The sequence below is a fragment of the Bacillus sp. AMCV2 genome (assembly GCF_056033925.1).
Genome location: NZ_JBVYIB010000002.1, coordinates 2,586,721 through 2,607,601 on the forward strand (window position 1 = coordinate 2,586,721; position 20,881 = coordinate 2,607,601).

The 20,881-nt window shown below is 41.2% G+C and carries 20 protein-coding genes; 7 read left to right on the forward strand and 13 right to left on the reverse strand.

Annotation, left to right across the window (positions count from 1 at the left end; genetic code table 11):
• Positions 1-55: 55 nt before the first annotated feature.
• From levG to levR, 5 genes are all read right to left on the reverse strand, one after another.
• Positions 56-883 carry a PTS fructose transporter subunit IID gene (gene levG / locus AC0OMA_RS13495; RefSeq protein ID WP_474222170.1) on the reverse strand — a complete coding sequence of 276 codons (828 nt, stop codon included), beginning with the start codon at positions 881-883 and terminating at the stop codon, positions 56-58.
• Between the two features lie 21 nt (positions 884-904).
• On the reverse strand, positions 905-1,714 hold the full coding sequence (gene levF, locus AC0OMA_RS13500) for a PTS fructose transporter subunit IIC (protein ID WP_003229833.1): 810 nt from the start codon (positions 1,712-1,714) through the stop codon (positions 905-907).
• A 16-nt stretch (positions 1,715-1,730) separates the two neighbouring features.
• A complete protein-coding gene (gene levE / locus AC0OMA_RS13505; RefSeq protein ID WP_004399158.1) occupies positions 1,731-2,219 on the reverse strand; it encodes a PTS fructose transporter subunit IIB in 489 nt (162 codons plus the stop codon).
• Positions 2,219-2,659, reverse strand: a complete 441-nt coding sequence (levD, locus tag AC0OMA_RS13510) for a PTS fructose transporter subunit IIA (RefSeq protein ID WP_003246144.1) — start codon at positions 2,657-2,659, stop codon at positions 2,219-2,221. The genes levE and levD overlap by 1 nt, the downstream gene beginning before the upstream one ends.
• A gap of 189 nt (positions 2,660-2,848) precedes the next feature.
• Positions 2,849-5,656, reverse strand: a complete 2,808-nt coding sequence (gene levR, locus AC0OMA_RS13515; protein ID WP_322839726.1) for a transcriptional regulator LevR — start codon at positions 5,654-5,656, stop codon at positions 2,849-2,851.
• A gap of 555 nt (positions 5,657-6,211) precedes the next feature.
• Here levR and AC0OMA_RS13520 point away from each other — a divergent pair.
• Complete coding sequence (locus tag AC0OMA_RS13520; RefSeq protein ID WP_181219935.1) at positions 6,212-6,352, forward strand: hypothetical protein; 141 nt, start codon at positions 6,212-6,214, stop codon at positions 6,350-6,352.
• Between the two features lie 38 nt (positions 6,353-6,390).
• Positions 6,391-7,779 (forward strand): amino acid permease, encoded by a 1,389-nt coding sequence (locus AC0OMA_RS13525; protein WP_015483487.1) that lies wholly within the window; start codon positions 6,391-6,393, stop codon positions 7,777-7,779.
• Between the two features lie 95 nt (positions 7,780-7,874).
• Here AC0OMA_RS13525 and AC0OMA_RS13530 read toward each other — a convergent pair whose 3' ends face one another.
• The gene (locus tag AC0OMA_RS13530; RefSeq protein WP_181219959.1) at positions 7,875-8,507 is read right to left on the reverse strand and encodes a LysE family transporter; all 633 of its coding nucleotides are present in this window, start codon (positions 8,505-8,507) and stop codon (positions 7,875-7,877) included.
• 153 nt (positions 8,508-8,660) lie between these two features.
• On the opposite strand from AC0OMA_RS13530, the gene AC0OMA_RS13535 reads away from it, so the two are divergent.
• The 5 genes from AC0OMA_RS13535 to AC0OMA_RS13555 all read left to right on the forward strand — a co-directional run bounded on the left by AC0OMA_RS13535 (position 8,661) and on the right by AC0OMA_RS13555 (position 13,460).
• Complete coding sequence (locus AC0OMA_RS13535; RefSeq protein ID WP_181219960.1) at positions 8,661-9,488, forward strand: TrmB family transcriptional regulator; 828 nt, start codon at positions 8,661-8,663, stop codon at positions 9,486-9,488.
• 198 nt (positions 9,489-9,686) lie between these two features.
• Positions 9,687-10,187 (forward strand): RNA polymerase sigma factor SigV, encoded by a 501-nt coding sequence (sigV, locus tag AC0OMA_RS13540; protein WP_004398891.1) that lies wholly within the window; start codon positions 9,687-9,689, stop codon positions 10,185-10,187.
• Positions 10,187-11,044: an anti-sigma-V factor RsiV gene (rsiV, locus tag AC0OMA_RS13545; protein ID WP_015384210.1), complete on the forward strand. Its 858-nt coding sequence runs from the start codon at positions 10,187-10,189 to the stop codon at positions 11,042-11,044. Before sigV ends, rsiV begins: the two co-directional genes overlap by 1 nt.
• A gap of 110 nt (positions 11,045-11,154) precedes the next feature.
• Positions 11,155-13,074, forward strand: coding sequence for a peptidoglycan O-acetyltransferase OatA (gene oatA / locus AC0OMA_RS13550; RefSeq protein WP_181219962.1), 1,920 nt, complete (start codon positions 11,155-11,157; stop codon positions 13,072-13,074).
• An 83-nt stretch (positions 13,075-13,157) separates the two neighbouring features.
• Positions 13,158-13,460: a YrhK family protein gene (locus AC0OMA_RS13555; protein ID WP_181220069.1), complete on the forward strand. Its 303-nt coding sequence runs from the start codon at positions 13,158-13,160 to the stop codon at positions 13,458-13,460.
• A gap of 230 nt (positions 13,461-13,690) precedes the next feature.
• Here the strand turns inward: AC0OMA_RS13555 and cypB are convergent, their stop codons facing one another.
• The 7 genes from cypB to AC0OMA_RS13590 all read right to left on the reverse strand — a co-directional run bounded on the left by cypB (position 13,691) and on the right by AC0OMA_RS13590 (position 20,694).
• Positions 13,691-16,855 carry a bifunctional cytochrome P450/NADPH--P450 reductase CypB gene (gene cypB, locus AC0OMA_RS13560; RefSeq protein ID WP_474222171.1) on the reverse strand — a complete coding sequence of 1,055 codons (3,165 nt, stop codon included), beginning with the start codon at positions 16,853-16,855 and terminating at the stop codon, positions 13,691-13,693.
• 16 nt (positions 16,856-16,871) lie between these two features.
• On the reverse strand, positions 16,872-17,456 hold the full coding sequence (fatR, locus tag AC0OMA_RS13565) for a transcriptional regulator FatR (protein ID WP_021480200.1): 585 nt from the start codon (positions 17,454-17,456) through the stop codon (positions 16,872-16,874).
• Positions 17,457-17,677: 221 nt separating this feature from the next.
• The gene (locus tag AC0OMA_RS13570) at positions 17,678-18,220 is read right to left on the reverse strand and encodes a class I SAM-dependent methyltransferase (protein ID WP_181219966.1); all 543 of its coding nucleotides are present in this window, start codon (positions 18,218-18,220) and stop codon (positions 17,678-17,680) included.
• 189 nt (positions 18,221-18,409) lie between these two features.
• Positions 18,410-18,568 carry a hypothetical protein gene (locus tag AC0OMA_RS13575; RefSeq protein WP_003229817.1) on the reverse strand — a complete coding sequence of 53 codons (159 nt, stop codon included), beginning with the start codon at positions 18,566-18,568 and terminating at the stop codon, positions 18,410-18,412.
• Between the two features lie 156 nt (positions 18,569-18,724).
• Entirely contained in the window at positions 18,725-18,874 is a 150-nt protein-coding gene (locus AC0OMA_RS13580; protein WP_004399102.1) for a YrzI family small protein, read from the reverse strand.
• Positions 18,875-19,262: 388 nt separating this feature from the next.
• Positions 19,263-20,063, reverse strand: coding sequence for a formate/nitrite transporter family protein (locus AC0OMA_RS13585; protein WP_003229815.1), 801 nt, complete (start codon positions 20,061-20,063; stop codon positions 19,263-19,265).
• Between the two features lie 262 nt (positions 20,064-20,325).
• Positions 20,326-20,694, reverse strand: coding sequence for a Na-translocating system protein MpsC family protein (locus AC0OMA_RS13590; protein ID WP_004398508.1), 369 nt, complete (start codon positions 20,692-20,694; stop codon positions 20,326-20,328).
• Positions 20,695-20,881 lie beyond the last annotated feature (187 nt).

Sequence of the window (20,881 nt, forward strand, 5' to 3'; positions counted from 1 at the left end):
AATGATTTATATATGAAAAGACTGCTGCAGTTTCTCTCTTTTTCCTTCACACAGCTTATGCTAAGAATCCAGCCCAATACCCGAGAATCCCGATGACAAAGATGCCGCAAATAATGAGAAGAGGATTCACCCCTTTGCGAAGCATCCATGCCACCAATAACGTTAATCCGAGAGGCAGCGCACCCGGCATAATGCTGTCTAACACGTTTTGTACAGTTTGAACATCTACTTTTCCGCTTTCATCCTTAATCCTGGATACAACGATTGGAATGTTGATGGTGGTCCATTTGGACACGAGAGCCCCCATAACAAATAATCCGAGAATCGAAGCGCCCTCTGTAAGCTTTTGAATGCGATTCCCCGCTAAATCCTGAAGAATCTCCATTCCTTTCACATAGCCATACTTTAATCCGTAATATTTTGTGCTTAATCTTATGGCATTCAGCAAGAAAAAGAATAGCAAAGGACCGGCAATGTTTCCTCCTAAAGCAAGGGAGGCTCCTAGCGCAGCTAAGACAGGACGAATCGTTCCCCAGAAAATCGGGTCGCCTACGCCCGCTATTGGTCCCATCAAACCGATTTTCATTCCGCTTATCGCTTTTCCGTCAATTCCTTTATTGTTCGCCATTTCTTCTTCCATGGCTGCCGTCACGCCAAATATAGGCGCTGTCAGCCACGGATGTGTATTAAACCATTCCAAATGCCGCTGCAAGGCTTCGTTTCTTTTCGCTCCGGGACCGTACAATTTTTTGATCGCCGGTATCATGACATAACAATATCCCATTGCCTGCACACGTTCGAAGTTAAAGGAACCGAGTAAAAAATTTGAACGAATAAACATGCTTAAAATTTCTTTTTTCGTTAATCGTTTTTCTTTCTCCATTTTTTCTTCCCCCCTCATCGTTTAGGCATCAAGATCATCATCATCGTCATCATAAACAGCAACACTGCCACTGTCTGATGCGGCCGCGACTGCTCCGTGAGCGCTTTGTTTTTGCATCACCTGCTGGTATAAAAGCGCCAGACAGAGACCAAGGGCTCCAAATCCCACTAAGTTAAAATCGGTAAACGCCGCTAATAAGAAACCAATATAGAAAAATGGCTTTAAATAAGGAATATTCATCATATTGATCACCATGGCATACCCGACAACCACAATAATGCCTCCGCCTATTTGCAGTCCTTTTGTAATGACATCAGGAATATTTCCCAAGAACGCCTGAACAGCGCTGACACTAATTAAAGCAACAATCAATGTAGGAATCATGACGCGCAAAGCTTGAAACACCATCGCGGTAATATGCATAATTTCAATTCCTTTTATATTTCCCGCTTTTGCATATTGATCAGCGCGGTGGATGAAAAAGACAGTGATCGTCCGAACAAAAATCGTCAGCGCCTGACCCGCAGCTGCTAAAGCAACAGCGACAGCAATCCCTTCGCCAATTCCCTGATCAGCGGTAATAACTAAAATGGTTGAGATGACAGAGGCGATCGCTGTATCAGGTGCCATGGCAAGCCCGACGTTCATCCAGCCGAGCGCCATCAGCTCCAGTGTGCCTCCAAGAATAATTCCCGTTTTTAAGTCCCCGAGCACCAAGCCAACCAACGTACAGGCCACAAGCGGACGGTGTGTCTGCCCTTCATCCAATACACTTGCGATTCCGGTGATTGCTGCAATGATTAACAACAAAATAATTTGTAATGAAGACATATTCTCATCCCCTTGATTATTTTGTTACGTTCCGTAAAATCTGTACAAAATCCTCACTGGCATCTGAAGGCAGCTGCCTCAATTCCAGTTTCACGCCCTTGTCACTTAATGTTTCAAATGCCTTTATATCTTGTTCTGTGACACTGACTGATTTTGTGATTTGCCTGCGATGATTTTCAAAACGCATTCCCCCCACGTTTACGGTTTTGATCGGTACACCTGCTTCTATAAGAGATACAATATCGGACGGATTTTCAAACAAGAGCATTGCCGTTACCCCTTCGTAGCGCGGACTATGAAATGCTTTTGCCATTTTAGAAACCGAGACGGCACTCGCCTTTACATTTGAAGGCGCAACAGAAAGGATCAGCGTTTTTCTCATTTCGTCCTGAGCAATATCGTCGGAGACAACGATGATTCGGTCGGCTGCATGGACTTTTATCCACCTTGTCAGGATTTGGCCGTGAATAAAGCGGTCATCAATTCTTGCTAACACAATGTTCATCATAATTCATCCTCTCTTGTATCTTGATTGGCTGTTTTTACTTTTTCTAAATGTTCACTGCACACTTGAAAGCTTTGCTGACTCATTGCTTTTAAGTTGTTCAGCAAATCTTTGAGAGCCAGATGTTCTCTCAGGCTTAATACCTCCAGCAGAATCGGCAGGTTTACGCCGGCTGCCATATCCATTCTTTGATCCTCAGCAATAAAGGAAGCTGCCGCGTTATATGGCGTCCCTCCAAAAATATCGACTAAAAAAAGCACTTCATGTTCTTCCGGGATATCCTTGAGCGCCTGATGATATTTTTCTTGCAACGTTTGTATTCCTTCCCCTTTAAAAAACGGCACTGCAATCAGGTTATTTTCTTCACCGAATATCATCCCTGAAGATTCTTTTAATGCTATGGGGAAATCTCCATGACCGCTGATAATAACTGAAATCATATCTATTGCTCCTTTCCTGTTTTGTACATCCATATATAATGCAAGGATCGTGCCAACACAGTTGTGTTAAGCGTTTTCATTGTTATTTCAGCCAATAGCAATTTGTTGTTGAAACACTTAAAACGAAAAAAATAAACCTGTATTAAAATGGTGTTCCATTTAATACAGGTTCATATAAAAAAACTATTTTTAAAACAGCTGGCCATGCACTTCTTCAGCAAATATGGCGGCTATAAATAATTTTTCATCATCACTTATGCGAAGTCCGAGCTTTTCTTCATAAGGGGCTAATGTTCGCTCTGTCACGTACACCATTTCCTTCAGCTGATCATTGATCTCTTCTTCCTCCGAGAAAGCGATCGGGTTCTGCTTAATTACCCTTTCAAAGGCGAAAGCCGTGTGCATAATGACTTTGATCAAAACCGCATTATTGAAAATGACTCCCAGCTCATCTTGAACGGTTTGCAGCCACTCCAATAACATTTCGATCACATGATGAGGATTCAAGAAGACAAGGTATTTTTTCAGACTATCCTCGCAAAGCTCCCTGACAATCATATTTGCTTCGTTCAATCCATTGCTCAAGGGGATGCTTCCTTTTGTAATCGCCTGTTGAATCAGCTTCTCTCCCTCCCCTTCAATTAACACTTCTAAAGATACATGCGGAGCATTGATTTTAGGGTCTTTCGTTCCGACTGTCGCAAGGATTTCATACTCTTTTTCGATTTCTTTTATGCTGTTGGCCAGCTTAATCGATGATACGGTCAATATGTGAATCGGGGTATCGGAGGCCTTGTTTACGATCGTGGTTAGAATGTCTTCCAGCTTTTTGGCCGTTCCGCTGCCCGTCGTGCAGATGGATACCAATGCCTTCTTTTTGCCGGGTGCCGCTGGCTGACGCTCCCACAACTCGATAAAATCCTTCGTGACCGATTGATAGATCGCATGCAAATTTAAATTCAAATAGTTTACCTTTCTGACAGCATCCAGCACCATTGAAGTCGTAACATTGCTGATCGTTTTGATGGAAATGCCTGTCTTTTCCTCCAGCCTGCTTTCCATCATTGCAAGCGACCCCATATCTACCAGCATTAAAACACCTTCACCTTCATCAACCTGTTTCATTTTTTCCGCTACGCATTCAATAATGTCCGAAGGTGAAACAGAAAGCGGCATGTCAACTGCTGCAATCGGCGTGCTCCCTAGCAGTTCTGTCGCGACTTCAACCATCGAACTCGCCGTGCTGTTTCCATGAGCAGCCACGATGATACCGACTCTTTTGTTCTCCTTTAACGATTTGATGGAATGGATTAACATCGTTAAGTAGATGACTTCTATTTCAGGAATAGCCACTTTAAAATATTCCTGAATTTTATCTTTAAAAATCATCGCCACCCGATATTCTTTCACATGAGTATCACGAATTTCATCCGTCTCCTGTGTATTCAAAACATCAATTTGCTTTCCTCGCTTTAAAAATGCGTCAATATGCATACTCAAGAAATAAATAAACTTACGGTCAAATGTGCAATCCAGCTCATGTTCAGCTATTTCTTTTAACTGTTTTGTCATTTGAATCACATCATCTTCAACGAATGTCAGCAGGTTGTCTTTTTGAAAAGCTTGATGGTGAAAAAAACTTCTGACATGCAAATGGACATCAGTCAAGATGTATTGGTTAATATCCTTTTTGGATAAACCTTCTTTCATAAGCGTTTTCACTTTTTCCTCAATCAAATGATATAAGTTAAATGAGAGGTCTTCGTCAATTTTTGTTGTTTCATCTTCTACAATCGGAGAGATAATCGTTGTAATATTGACATATTCAGAAATGGCTTTGCTTCTTTGCATGTTTTTGCTGCTGGACATCCATTCTTGCTTGATTTCATCAGGCAGATCGCGAACAGTCAGTTCAATAACCTCATTTCTGTCAAGGTTATGCAAAAATCCGTGTGCGCAAACTAACTGGACATTTGATTTCAGCTGTCCGACATTCCCAAATTTCGCAGAATGAATAAGCGCATTATAGACATCGATATGCACACTCAGATTCTTCTTAATTCGCTCTGCTTCTTTCCCTAATAAAAACGTCGTCAAATCTACTCTTTCTTTAAGCGATCGTTCTTCAAGCGAAGGAATATGAATGGTCATTGGGATTCTTCGCAAAAATGTTTTCAATAGTGCAGAACTCGGATTTTCTGTAGTCGCACAAATAAACAATACATTCGATGTTCGTTTATGTTCAGATTCTCCAAGCCTGTTATAAGAACCGCTGTCAATAAAATAAAACAGCATTTCTTGTCCCTCGGGAGGGAGACGGTGGATTTCATCCATAAAAAGAATGCCCCCATTGGCTTGTTCGACTAAACCTGCCTTATCCTCGGCAGCACCTGTAAATGAACCTTTTTTGTGTCCGAATAATTGAGAAAGCAATAATTGAGGGTTGTTGTAGTAGTCTGCACAGTTAAATGTAATAAATGGTGCGCCGGCCTTCAATATGTCAGAGTAAATGGCAAACTGGTAAATTCGGTTCGCAAAAAGGGATTTACCGGAACCAGTCGGCCCTAGGAGGAGCATATGCAGACCGTTCGGCGGATAAAAGACAGCTGCTTTTGCCTGGGAGATCGCTTTCTTCAAACTCCCTTTTGCCCCTATCATAAGCTCTAAGGGATTCGTGGAAATGTGTTGATGTTTTTGCTTTGAATTTCCGGAAAACGCCTGAAGGTCTTTCACTTCCATCATCTCTGTATCCCATTTCTTGTTGAATAATTTTTCTGCTATCTCGACTGGGATGTATCTTACAGGAAACGTTTTAATTTTGATGACCTTTTTGGACCGGACGAGATTGTTCAATTCAAAGCTGACATTAGACCGCTCCATTTTCAGCTGCTCGGCAATTTCCTTTGCTGAATTCCCTTGTATTTTTAAAAGATGATCTAAGGTTGAATCATGAAAATTATGCATGAGCTGATGGTATATTTTATCTTTTCTTCTCACGTCTATCATCCTTTGTCCTTATTAGATAAGCCATTAACAAGAATATTTCGAAACTTTATAGTCCGCGTTGAGATTATCTGCTGATACACGTTTAAAAAGGTCTCTATAGCAGATTGACAAAGCTGGCTTTTATGCGTATATATTTACATTTTGAATCATTTGCATCTCATATTAGTATGATAGATTCGCAGTTCTTGAGGGCCAGTCCCCTTCAAAAGTAATAATCAGTAAACAGTTTATCATTCTTGGGGAATGTAATGATGTCAAAATCATCAATGACAAAAAATGAATCTTATAGATCAGGACATTTTTCCTAATTATAACCCCTTAAGTTCGTTCACAACAAAAAAGACGGACACTCTATGTGACCGCCGCAGTATTACAATATGCAAAACTTCGTCATTTTTGCAATCCACCTTGAAGGTTAAGGAATCTGTAAGCTTAAAAACTTTATCTCCGATTCTCTCGATTTGATCCCCCCTGCAGGCCTCAATCATAGTGGGTATGCAATTATACAAATCGTTACCGATTAAAACTAGGCTGTCAGTTGTCCAAATGACTTTCCTGTTTTACTCTGCTATTCAGGTAGAATCAACGAGTGAAAATAGAGCCAGAAGACATGTAACAGCACTTAAAATAGTTTTAAAATTTAAAAATAAAAGTATCTATTCTTTTAAATGTTATAATATCCGATAAAACTTTACTCATCTTTTTATTACTGGAGGAAAATAAAATTGATAGGCAATTCTAGCAAAGACAATTTTGGCCAGCAACAGAAATTGTCTAGAGGCCTTAAAAACAGGCATATACAATTAATGGCGATTGGAGGTGCAATCGGTACAGGTTTATTTTTAGGTTCAGGTAAATCCATCCATTTTGCAGGACCATCCATTTTATTTGCTTACTTGATCACCGGCGTATTTTGCTTTTTCATTATGCGTTCGCTCGGAGAACTGCTCTTATCAAATGCGGGATACCACTCTTTTGTTGATTTTGTAAGGGACTATTTAGGAAACATGGCAGCGTTTATCACTGGGTGGACCTACTGGTTCTGTTGGATTTCCCTCGCGATGGCTGATTTAACGGCGGTTGGCATTTATACGCAATATTGGCTTCCCGATGTGCCTCAATGGCTGCCGGGTCTTCTTGCGCTTATTATCCTGCTGATCATGAACCTTGCCACCGTTAAACTTTTCGGAGAATTAGAATTTTGGTTTGCATTGATCAAAGTCATTGCCATACTGGCTCTGATCGTAACTGGTATTTTCCTGATTGCGAAAGGTTTTTCCGCAGCTTCCGGCCCTGCCAGCCTCACCAACCTTTGGAGCCACGGCGGCATGTTCCCAAATGGATGGCATGGGTTTATCCTATCGTTCCAAATGGTCGTCTTCGCTTTCGTGGGTATTGAACTTGTTGGGCTGACAGCAGGTGAAACAGAAAATCCCCAAAAAGTGATCCCTAAAGCCATCAATCAAATCCCTGTCCGGATTTTACTTTTTTATGTTGGCGCACTTTTCGTGATTATGTGTATCTATCCTTGGAATGTGTTGAATCCAAACGAAAGCCCATTTGTTCAGGTCTTCTCTGCAGTAGGCATCGTTGTGGCTGCCAGTTTGATCAATTTTGTTGTATTAACATCAGCCGCGTCAGCTGCAAATAGCGCTTTATTCAGCACAAGCCGAATGGTCTATTCACTTGCAAAGGATCATCACGCACCTGGACTATTAAAGAAATTAACTTCTTCTAACGTGCCAAGCAATGCGCTGTTCTTTTCATCCGTCGCCATTCTGATTGGCGTTAGCCTGAATTATTTAATGCCCGAGCAAGTCTTCACACTGATTACAAGTGTTTCTACAATATGCTTCATTTTTATTTGGGGCATCACAGTGATTTGCCATTTGAAATATCGAAAAACAAGGCAGCATGAAGCGAAAGCAAACAAATTTAAAATGCCTTTTTACCCATTATCCAACTATTTAACACTTGCATTTCTCGCGTTCATTCTTGTCATATTGGCACTGGCGAATGATACACGTATTGCTTTGTTTGTAACCCCGGTCTGGTTTGTTTTATTGATTATTTTGTATAAGGTGCAAACCCGCAGAGGACATAAGATGAAATAAAAAAAAGACAAGGGATACTTACTCCCTTGTCTTTTTTATAGGGCCAAACACTAAATTAAACTTTGGTTTCAAATTTCATTCACTTCATTTAAGTGTTAACTCAAACCAGTTTTGATGCCGAAACCTACTAATATTATTCCGGTAATTTTTTGAAACACTTGCTGGAACTTCGAGTTTTTCATCCATTTTTTTGCGTAATCAATAATATAAACAAGAAACAGGAACCACAACACCGCTAATAAGGTTAGGATTGAAGCTAAAATAATGAGCTGCTGGTTTATATTTCCGTTCAAATTGATAAATTGGGGCATGATTGTAACATACACCAAAACAGTTTTAGGATTGAGAATGTTACTGAGTGATCCCTGCATAAAGGAAGTTTTATAATACCGTTTCGGAGAACTTGCCATATTTTTTGCTTGGGATTGCATGTCATCTAACGAAAACATACTTTTAGCAAAAAAACTTTTTACACCTAAATAAATTAAGTATGCCGCTCCCAAATATTTGATCGTTGTGAAAAGAATCACTGACTTTGCGATCACCACTGATAACCCTAAAATGGCAATCACCGTCCAAAAGGAAAGTCCTGTTGCCAATCCGAGAATGTTATAACGGCCGGCTTTCGGGCCATACCTAAGCGTATTTTTCATCACAAGCATCGTATCTGCCCCCGGCATGATAACCATCATGGCAGCGATCGGTATGTATGCGAGTAAGCTGTGCACTGTTCTCTCCCCCTTTAAAAAATCCCCTCAATAATTTAGTGACTACAAAAGTAACTACTTATAAAAGTGTATCAATCAGTTTGGAATAAATCAATATGGTTTGTTAAAATAGCGATTACAAAGGCAGCGATTGCTCTTTATATTGGAGGATATATGAAAGAAAATATGTTAGACATTTTAAAAAACCTCAATTTTACAGAATATGAATCGAAAGCGTATTTGGCATTATTGCAAGAATCACCTTTAACAGGCTATGCCGTTGCCAAAAAATCCGGAGTTCCCCGTTCTAAAATTTATGAAGTCTTGGAAAGCCTTGTCATAAGGGGAGATGTTTTTGTCAGTCACGGAAATACGCCTCAGTATGTTCCTGTCCCCGCAAAAGAACTGATTAAAAACCGCCGGCTCAAAGCGGAAGAGCATTTTGATCAGGCTGAGAAATATTTTGAAAAGTTCGAGCAGACTGCTAATGACCGGGAAAACATCTGGAATATCACCGGCCGCAGTGAAATTCTTGAAAAGGTGAAGGCTTGTATCTTATCCGCCAAAAAAAGAATCCTCTTAGAAATATGGAAAGAGGATTTTGAGGAGATAGAATTAGAGCTCAAACATGCGGCAGATCAAGGCGTTATTGTCACCATTATTGCGTACGGAGACATCGTATCTGATTTTGCCAATGTTTACCTTCATGATATGAGCAGTGAAATTACAGAAGAGTATGACGGACGGTGGCTTGTCTATAGCGGAGATGATTCAGAAGTAGTAGCGGGCATTGTCTCACTTGGCAACGACAGCCGTGCTGCATGGACGATGCATGTAGGTTTAGTCATGCCTATTACTGAAGTGATCATTCATGATCTGTACCTCATGGAAATTCTGAAAAAGCATAGAGAGCTTTTAGAAGAGAGCTTCGGGAAAAATCTCATCCAGTTGCGCCGTAAATTTTCTATCCATTCAGATTTCAAAAAACATTATTTGGAATAATGTTTCGCATCTCTTACCCCAAAAACATGGCTTGTACAAAACAAGCCGTGTTTTTTTATGCATAAAACTCCCCCTTGCTGATTTACTTCTCTCTTTTAAAAAAATGCGATTCTGCGCAAACTATTTTTCAGCCTGCCGCGTCTATCCTAGGTAACAGCCTACGATATACGTATATTCAAAAAGGAGCCCTTTATTGCAATGAAGAAAAAACAAACAACAAAAGCGTTGCTTGTCACATGTATAACTGACCATAAGCAGGATTTCTACAGGTTGGCTTTCAGTTATGTGAAAAATCAAGATGACGCATTAGATATTGTTCAAGAATCTATAAAAAAAGCGCTGAGCTCAGTTGAAACGGTCAGAAACCCTGAGACGATAAAAAGCTGGTTTTATAAAATTTTAGTACGGACAGCCATTGATTTTTTGCGCAAACAAAAAAAGATAAGAGTGATGGACGACGAAACGATAGAATTTTTAAGCAAAGGAAAGGAAGACCATTACAAGGATACTGATCTCCATGAAGCGCTTGACGAATTGCCGTACCGCTATAAAACCATTATTATTTTACGCTTTTTTGAAGACCTCAAATTAGAAGAAATTGCGGAAATTACAGGAGAAAACACGAATACCGTCAAAACGCGCCTATACAGAGCATTGAAGCTGATGCGCATTCAGTTGACGAAGGAGGATCTTTCTTAATGGATAAGAGATTACAGCAATTAAGAGAAGAATATAAAAATGTTCAGATTCCTAAAGAATTGGATATCATTGTTGAAAAAGCCCTTCAGCAAGAACCAAAAAAGAAAAGAATCGTCATGTGGCCGACATCAGCAGCAATCGCTGCAGCTATTTTATTCACTGCGCTTGTTAATATCAACCCTGACGCTGCTCAGGCTATGTCAAAGATCCCTGTCATCGGCAAAATCGTCAAAGCGATCACCTTTATTGAAATCAAAGAGGAAAAAGACCAATCAAGCATTGATGTCAAAACACCTGCTTTGTCCGGGCTTTCTAATAAAGAGCTTGAAAACAGCATTAACCAGAAATACTTGAAAGAAAGCCAGCAGCTGTATAAAGAGTTTATACAGTCCACATCCAAAAACAAAAAAGGGCATCTCAGCATCTACAGTGATTACGAGACGGTCACAGACACGCCAGATTTACTCTCTATCCGGCGCAATATTGAAAAAACACAAGCATCTTCCTACACACAAAGCCGTTATATTACAATTGACAAAAAGAATGATATTTTACTTACATTAAAAAGCTTATTCAAAGATGAGCGCTATATCAAAGTCATCAGTCAAAACATCAAAGAACAAATGAAACAGCAAATGAAGGAAGATCCAAATAAAATATATTGGCTCACTGACGAAGATGCAGAACCGTTCAAAACGATTCTTCCTGATCAGACGTTTTACATTACTGAAGACCATAAACTTGTGATCTCATTTGACGAATATGAAGTCGCCCCCGGCTATATGGGCGTTACCGAGTTTACAATTCCAACCAGCGTCATTTCAAACTTGCTCGTGGGAGAACGTTATATTCGATAAAATAAAAACATCCATCTAAGATCATGGATGTTTTCTCTCTTCTCTATTCGAGGTCGTAACCTCGCTATCAAAAACAACGAGAATATTTGCATACTATTGGAGGAATACCCATGTATCACAAGACACAGCATCATCGATACATCCCTGGACTTGATGGCCTTCGCGCTTTTGCCGTCCTTTCAGTTATCGCTTATCACCTAAATTTCAATTGGGCTAACGGTGGTTTTATCGGAGTTGATATCTTTTTTGTTTTATCCGGATATTTGATTACATCTATTCTATTACCGGCATATGGAAATGATATCAATCTTGATTTTCGGGACTTTTGGGTGCGCCGCATTCGGCGGCTTCTGCCGGCAGCGTACCTTATGATCTTTTCCACTGTTGTGTGGGTCGTATTGTTTGATCGAGAACTATTGCACACTCTACGTGGAGATGCGATCTCTTCTCTCTTTTATATGAGCAATTGGTGGTTTATTTTTCACAAGCTATCATATTTTGATAGTTTCGGTTCCCCATCACCTCTAAAAAACCTTTGGTCGCTGGCGATTGAAGAACAATTTTATATCATATGGCCGATATTCTTAGTTGTTGGAATGTACATAATGAAAAGCCGCGCCAGATTGGCTGCGGTGATATCATTGCTTGCGCTTTGTTCAGCCGTGATGATGAGCGTACTGTATGAACCTGGCGGAGATCCGAGCCGCGTTTACTATGGCACAGACACTCGTTCGTTTGGACTTCTCATCGGATGTGCCTTGGCTTTGGTATGGCCGATGAAAAGGCTGTCTTCCAACAGGCTGCCAAGCAAACTGAAGCACACTTTGCACGCCACTGAATTTTCGGCATTTTGTATTTTAGTGTTGTGTGTCTATTTCACAGATGAATACGAGCCTTTTCTTTACAGAGGCGGAATGCTATTCATTAGCGTGACTGCCGCAATCCTTATTGCATGTGTTTGCCATCCGAGCAGCTTTTTAGGCAATCTGCTTTCATGGAGGCCGCTTCGGTGGCTTGGAACGAGGTCTTACGGAATTTATCTTTGGCATTACCCTGTTATTGTGTTAAGCACGCCAGTTCAAGAAATCGGAAACCCTGTTTTTTGGCATATCGTGCTAAAGGTCATTGTGACATGTATACTTGCCGAGCTTTCCTATCTTTTTATTGAGAAGCCGATACGGACACAGGGATTTAGGTCATTTTTCCGCCGTGTTTTGATACATAGAATCAAGGAATGGAAAACGACATCTGTCATCAGCAAAATGTCAATTGGTTTCGTCATTTTCGCTATACTTATTTTTGCAGGCGGGCTGTCTGGGCTAGCCGGAGAGCAAAAGCACCCTACCAAATGGACATATAGCTCACAAGAAACAAATGTTGACACCAGCCTGGCTTCTGGGGATAAAAAGAATGCTGCAGCAGATAAAAAACACAATCCTGAACAAAAGACAACAGAATCCGATCAACGTCAAAAGGAAAACAAAGATAGTGGGCAAGAGACTCATAAAAAGAAAGACACGCAATCTCAACAGGCGAAAAAACCAGCAGACACTGCGAAAGAGGTGTTAGCTATAGGAGATTCCGTCATGCTTGATATTTCTTCACACCTGCGTCAGTCACTTTCACATGTGACGATTGATGGAAAGGTAGGAAGACAAATGTCTCAAGCTTTGGAACTCGCAAGGGAGTACAAGTCTTTTAATCAGCCGAACAAGGCTGTCATCATTGAGCTTGGAACCAATGGCTACTTTACAAACAGCCAAATCGAACAACTGCTTCAATCTTTCTCAAAAGCCCATATCTATCTTGTCAATACACGGGTTCCCCGCCAATGGGAAAGCAAGGTTAATGAATCTTTACAGCACCAGGCAAACGCACATCAAAATGTTACGTTAGTTGACTGGCATACAGAAGCCCTTCAGCATCCGGAATATTTTACCCCTGATGGTGTTCACTTGGTTCCTAAAGGGGCAAAAGCTTTGACCGCTCTTATTGCGGATCACTTTTTCACTTTAGTTTCTGATCGTTGATTATGTCTCCTTTCAGCAAGGCTGCCCTTATGTTTACATTCCGTTTACGTAAGGGTAAGCCAAAATAGAATGGAGGGATGATGGTGACAGTAAATGAAGAACATGACTTCCAAAAAGAGCTGAAACGATATGAACTTTTTTTCAAAAAACGATATAAGATTCTTTATACAGTAAACGATTTTATCATTGGTGCTTTGTTTCTCGTCGGGAGCTTTTTCTTTTTTTATGACCGATTAATGTCGGCAGGGATATGGCTGTTTGCGATCGGAAGTTTGCTGCTGTTAATCAGGCCGACCATTCGGCTGATTCATGACTTTCATTACCGTAAGCATGTGGAACAGCAATTCAAGCATCAATCTTCAACAGATGACTATCTTAAGGAATAAGCAAGAACAAAATGCCAAAAGCCTGAGTTGAAAATCAAAAACAAGACTTTTAGACTATTTATTTTTAAAAATAAGGCAAAAAGAACTAAACTTTTGCCTCTGCATGCCGATATGAATAATAAGGCCGGCGCGATACTCCCTATAACATCCTTTTCAGTAGATTTCATTATCGTGCCGGTTTTCTCACATGCAAAGCAATCCCGCCAATCAGATTGGCGGGATTTTATATTTTACATTCCTGTCCAAACGTCTTTTACATAACGTTTTTGGTCTTGCAGCTTTTGCAGCCATTCAGCTGATTCTTCCTGGCTTGCTCCTTTTTCAGCTTCATACGCCAATCGCAAAGTTTTCTCTACATCAGGAGCCATTTGCGATCCATCACCGCATACGTAAATATGAGCCCCTTTTTCAATGAGTGTCATCAATTTCTGCGTATCTTGCTTGAGCAAGTGCTGGACATATTCTTTTGGTTCGTTTTCGACGCGCGAGTAGCATCGGCGGATTGTGACCAAACCGTCCTGTTCCGCTTGATCCAGCTCTTCTCTGTAAAGGTCGTCATGGTCCGGGCGGCGGCAGCCGAAGTATAAAAGTGCTTCACCAAGAGTGCTTCCTTCCTTCTTCAAAACCGATCTTGCCTGAATAAAGCCCCTGAATGGCGCAATTCCTGTGCCCGGCCCGACCATAATCATAGGCGTTTCAGGCTCATCCGGCATCTGGAATCCGGACTGCGGCGTACGAATGAAACAGGCTGCTGCATCACCTGTATTCAATTCTGCTAAATAATTAGAGGCGACACCCCGGTATTCACCTCGGCCGCTCCATGCTGAGGCTTTCACAACTCCTACCGTCATGCTCACGATATTTGCATGAACTTTCGGTGAGCTTGAAATGGAATAGTATCTCGGTTTTAGTGATGGCAAAAGTGCTAAAAACCGTTCAAACGGCATTTCGCAGGCAGGATAATCCTCTAAAAAATCAAGCATGGTAAGACGTTTTGCAAGTACCTGCTCTTTGTAAATGCCATCATCTGAAACGAGCTGTTCCAGCTCTTTTTGATGCGGCGGACAAACTGTATAAGAGACCAGCTCCCGAAGCTGAAGCCTTGATGCCGGTTCCTGCAGCTCTACATAGGACGACAATAAATCCACTACTTTGATCGGCCGATCCATCGGCAGATGAGCCATATGAGCGCTTCCGCTTACTTTTATCACATGATTGGACTGCAAACCGAATCGGCTGAGAACCCGCTGAACAAGCTCCCTGCTGTTCTTCGGCAGGATTCCGATATGATCGCCTTCTTTATATGTTTTACCAGCCGGAATTTCCAATTCAATATGGCGGGTTGAACGCGTGCTGTCAGCTGTCTGGAGTTCTCGATTCTCTAACACAACCCCTTCAAACGCGCCATATGCTTTAGCAACCGGCGTTTCCGTCGCTTCACTGAGAAAAGTAATCGATAATGAAGGCCTGTCTTCTTTCTGGGCTATTTCGTTAATATCAAATGCGTCCATCGTTTCCTTCCAGAAGCGGTTTTCCCAAGACTCGCGATGGCTTTCAAAATCATCGGCGGCGTCACCTTCCCCAATCTCTGTTAAACGCGATGCCCCCTTTGCTTTCAGCATGTCATCAATCAGGCGGGGAATCCGCTGATACGTGCTGGCCCAGCTCCGGTTCCCGCAGCCGAATACCGCATAGGAAACACCTTTCAATTGGCCTTCCTTAAGCTCTTTCAGCCACTCTACAAAGCCGGCAGCATTATCAGGCGGCGCCCCATTATAAGAAGCCGTTACAATGACGACTGCCCCTTCTTCAGGGAGCTTGCCGATATAATCATCAAGCGGAGCCGTTTCAGCTGCAAAGCCCATCTGGCGGCCTTGAGCAGCCAGTTCACCGGCTATTCCCTCAGCTGTCCCAAGGTTTGAACCGTAAAGAACGAGTAAAGGTGTGCCGTGTATAGGTTTGGTTTCTTTTGGCTTTGTTTCTGCTTTGATGTCTGCCTGTTCTTTTCTCTGTACATTGATTGCCGCTGTTTTCCGCGGTTTCACAGTAATTTTAAAATCATCCGGCTTGATCGTTAATGCTTCTTTGATTTTTAGTTCATAGCCAGTATGGTTTATCAATTCAAAATGCTTTAATACAAGACCGAGAACCATTGTCGCTTCTTGAAGAGCAAACTGCATGCCAATACAAGCGCGCTGTCCGTTTCCAAACGGCTTATACGCATGGTGAGGGATACTTGAAGGATCCTCAAACCGTTCCGGACGGAAATCTTCCGCATCCGGTCCCCAAGCGTTTTGATCCCGGTGCAGTTTTGGAATTAAAACAGTGACTGGCTGCCCTTTACTGATCGGATATTCCCCGCCTAGAACAGTATCCTCCTTCGCATATAGAGAAAAAGCCGGAGCTGTTGGATACAGTCTGAGGGTTTCATTTAAAACCATCCGAATGTATTTGAGCTGCTGGATTTGTTTATATTCAGGCGTGTCATCTGTTAACACGCGATCCGCTTCCTCCTGAGCTTTTTTCAGTTTTTCCGGATGTGTAAGCAGACAATAAATCGCAAAGGAAAGCAACCCGCTTGTTGTCTCATGTCCAGCAATTAAAAATGTGATGATTTGGTATCGAATGTTTTCGTCATCCAGCGTTTCACCCGTTACTGGATCTTTGGCATAAAGCATGAGAGACAAGAGATCCTTAATGTCTTCATCCGGATTCGCCTTTCGCTCCGCTATCATTCTATCAACCAGGGAGTTCATGACTTCTATATCCTTTTGGAACTGCAGCTTCGTTTTCACCATCATTTTATCTTGCAGGCCCAGTCTTTTCGATTGATTCATCGCCTCTTTTAAGGCACGGAGCATACTGGTGATAAACGGATGCTGTGAATCACGGTAAAAGCTGTTGAATCGATAGTTAAACCCGCATAACCCAATCGTATCAAGCGTCAGACGTGTCATATCGTCCGCTACATCAATTTCTTCATTAGGGTTTAAGCGGCTCCACTTTTGAATCAGCTGGGTTGCGATATCCAGCATCATAGAATGATAGCCTTTCATCGCTTTTTGACTAAAACTCGGCAGCAAAATGCGGTGGGCTTTTTGCCAGTTCGGTTCGTGCGTCCAGCTTGTAAATAAGCCATCTCCCCCGAACTCGCGCACCTTTTGCAAGCCTTTGCCAAGGTTCTTGTCGAAGCGGCTTTCATCACATACTTCAGCCACAAGATTGTGGCCCGAGACAAAAACACTGGATACTCCCGGAAAATCAAAACGGAAAATCGGTCCCAATTCATCAGCTATCCGCCATAAGGATTGAGAAAGCTGTTCTTTTTCCAGATGCGGAAGATTTTTTAAAGGTCCGTATGTTTTGGGCTGAGGTATTGCGCTTGCCTGTTTCATTAACATCTCCCTTTCCTTATTTTTGTGATGAATGAAGCTTAATGGCGTCCCAGCAGCATTGTTCCAATTCAGTAATTAAATCAGTGTCCATCTCTATATCACCTGTTTGGACGAGCTGATATATCTTGAGAAACGCCCCTAATACAATCGCAATTAACACATTAGAGGGCAGGCTGCGAATCACGCCTTCCGCTTTTCCCTTATTAAAATAGTCATCAAGCATTTGAGTCAGATTTTCTATCATTTTTTTGCTTGTATGATTTAAGTAATGAGCATCTTTTTTGGTTTCAAGAAAAAAAAGCGCATAGTCGCTCTCTTTCGTAAACTGAACGAGACAGCAAAATACGTGGTGAAAGCCTTCTCTGACAGGCAATTCTGAAACGTCTTGCTTCAGTTTTTCCGTAAATCGCTGGATGCTTTCTTGAAACAGTACGTTAACGAGTGTTTCTTTGCTGTCAAAATAACGATAGATCGTTCCTGTCCCTACATGAGCACGTTCAGCTATCATAGGAATAGTGGTAGCGTCAAAACCCCTTTCCGTAAAAAGTGAGACCGACGCTTTCATAATCATGTCGTATTTACTGCTGGATGCGGATAACATGTAATCGACAACCTCCGATTCGTTTGCGGAATGAATATTCATTCCTTTTGTTCACAAAGAATGTCTGCCCTGTCTGAAATCACCTCTTTGTTATTTCTTCTGTTATAAGTTTATATGAAAAAAACTTTTTTTAATATAAAGTATATGCAAAAAATAAAAAATTAAGAAAATATACCCAAATCCTAAAGCAAGGATCTTGGATATATTTCCCGAGAAATTTTTTATTTAACAGCCACAATACATAGACAGGAATCACGCCGGATAACAGAAAGATCCCTGAAATGCTGGTCTTTCAGCAGTTGAATATACGTTTTCTCTTTTTCACCGGTATTTGTGTCAATACTGATATAAAACCGGCCGTCAATTTGAAGCACCCTGTAAATTTCTCTTAATGCAAGCCTAATATCGGTGCAGCTTTGAACCGTATGTAAAGAAAAGACTTTATTAAAGGTACGGTCATCAAAGGGAATGTCCTCTGGATAGCCATGACAAACCTTCCCGTTCCCCATGTTCTTTCGATTCGCACGTGATATCTGTCTTACCTTTCGTTTTGAAGGATCAATGCTTTTTAGGCTTCCCTTTTCTAGTTTCTTGGTTATGCTTTTAAAGACAGTGCCATTTCCAATTCCAATTTCTAAAATTCTGTCATTTCCTTGTATATCTATAGAGTCAATCATCATATGCTCAATTGTTTTGGTTAGCTTATATTTCCGAGAAAATAATTTCCAAAAATCCGATCGTTTATAGAGTCTATTTTCTAGCATTTTAAACACCTGCTTTTGGTTTCCTATGTTTATTTATTATCTTAAAAAAATAAACATCATCTTCATTTCTAAAAGTGAAGGAAGGTACCAACTAGACGGCAATGTATTGAAAAATGTTTCAATAGAACTAAACTTTTTCATTTTTTTCCGCAAAAAAAAGCAGAAAACAAAATGTTTTCTGCCCTCTCTCTAATGCCAATGATAAGGGAATACATACAGCCTTTGCTGCTGCATTGCCATCAGCCTCTGCTGTCGGAATGGATTTCCATAACCATGTTTGAAGGAATGCGGCATGGACGCATAACCATGGCCAATCGACGGCAGTCTTTTTTGATAATCGTTCATCATGCCATCACCTGCCTCACAGTAACGTTGATTTATTGTATGCAGGCAGGCATTTTCTTGACAGCTGTTTCGCTAAACTTGGTCCTTCTCCATAGTATAATGCATCAATAGTTCCATTCTAAGCATATGCCATTCCCCCTTCAGTTTTTTTCGTTGCTTTTAACGCCAGTTTGTTAAATAAAGATGCTTTAACTGAGACTCTTTCATTTCATCATAAATCTGCTCAATCTGCTGTTCTCGTTCGAATTCTTCCAGGCTTTTAAACCGTTTTTTAATCGTTAACGTTAAAAAGAATAGGTTAATCGTCATATCGCTCACCCCCTTTCAAAGTCCGCACAAGCGAAATAACCCGCGGCACACTCTTCTGCTGCGGGCAAATAAAAACCGCAGACAAAAGAAGACACCAATGCCTCTACTGCCTGCGGGGAGTTGCGTATGTCCGACTATTCCGAATTTAATGCGTGCGATAAGCATCGGTTAAGGAAGGACACGAACTCTTCCACAGGCTGAATAAACCATGAACTTTTACATGTGTATCACGTACAGGTTGACGTCGTTGTCTCATTGTCATTTTGGTTCAGCCTCCTTTGCTTTTTTTCTTACTTTGTAAGTATATCCACCAAATTCCATTTTGTAAACATCTTTTTCTAAAAATGGACGGAAATTGTGCAAATCATCGAATGGATTTGCCCGTTGGTCATGACACCTGCTTCATTTCTTTTCTGGAGCGGTCTTTCTTATGATATGCAATAAAATAAATGAGACCTACAAATACAGCTCCGCCGATGACATTACCGATAAAAGCCGGAATGATGTTTCCGATGAACTGCCCCCACGTGAATGAGCCTGCAAAAATGGCAGCAGGAATCACAAACATGTTGGCGACAACGTGCTGAAATCCGATAGCCACAAAAGCCATGATTGGGAACCAGATGCCAAGGATTTTTCCTGCTGCGTCTTGGGCGCCGAAAGAAAGCCACACTGCAAGACATACAAGCCAGTTACAGCCGATGGCGGAAATGAGAACCTTGCCAAAGCTCATATCGAGCTTTCCTTGGGCAACGGCAATCGTTTTTTCTAAATAAGGACCTGTTTCAGTCAATCCAACCAAATGCCCGAAAAAGTACGCAACAAACAATGCGCCGATTAAGTTCATAATTGTGACGATTCCCCAGTTAATCGCTAACTCTTTTACTGATATTTTTCTCGAAAATAACGCCATCGCAACTGACATCATATTGCCTGTGATCAGTTCAGCGCCAGCGAGAACGACAAGGATCAGGCCGACTGGAAATACTGCTGCACCAATCAAACTGGACAGGCTGCCCCATTCTTTCGGAAGATCGCCGATTACCCTGATATCAAGCAAATACCCAAGCGCGATAAATGCACCGCCTAAAAACCCCAGCACAAGCAGTGACGGCAGCGGGAGCTTTATTTTTTTCATCCCTGCTTCAATTGCTGCTTCCGCTATTTCATCCGGTTTTCGAAAAGCCATAATTAAACGCCTCCATTACTTCTTCTTTTCTCACAGTTATGCAAGAAAGGCAATAAAAAAGGCAGCACTCAAATAACCTGTGTCAAACCAGGCGTTTGAATGCTGCCTAACTTGTATGCATACCCATACAACAATATCAAGCAGTATGTAAGATATTGAAAGAGAATATATACAGTTCGTGCATACATTCCATTGCTTTAGCCTTCTATAACTGTAGCAACATCATATCAAATGTGACAAATTTGTGTCAATGACAAATATACTAGCTTTGCAGAGCTTCTTTTTGCTCATCTATTTTTCGGTCAAAAACAAATACAGATACAGCGATGTTTTCCTCAATTTTAATATCAGAAAACAAATGGACTAGCTTAGCTCCCATGAGTTCCTCCATTCCTTCCGGTGTTTGTTTGGAATAAAGGTCTTGAATTAGGCTTGTCCGGGCCGCATGTACCATTTCTCTTCCTTCAGGCGTACGGGCGATAAACTGCTCGCTTGCACTCAGATTTCCGTATAGTGTTGAAACTGCCATGTTTTCTACAAATACAGTATGAATTCTCTCAGGCCCTTTTCCGAACAATTCTTTGCGAAGTTTTCGAATGATATCATTGAATTCATGAATTTTTTTAGACATGCTGATTACCCCTTCCGATATTGCCTTATAAAGGCTTTTCCCGGTTCCCCTCAGGACATTTCACTTGGTTAAAATTTTCCTGCCATATTGTATTATAATAAATATCACATTATAATAAAAGCAGTGTTGATGGATTTGTAATAGGATCTTGTTACGAGTCTATCGTTTTATAAAAATCAAGGATTGG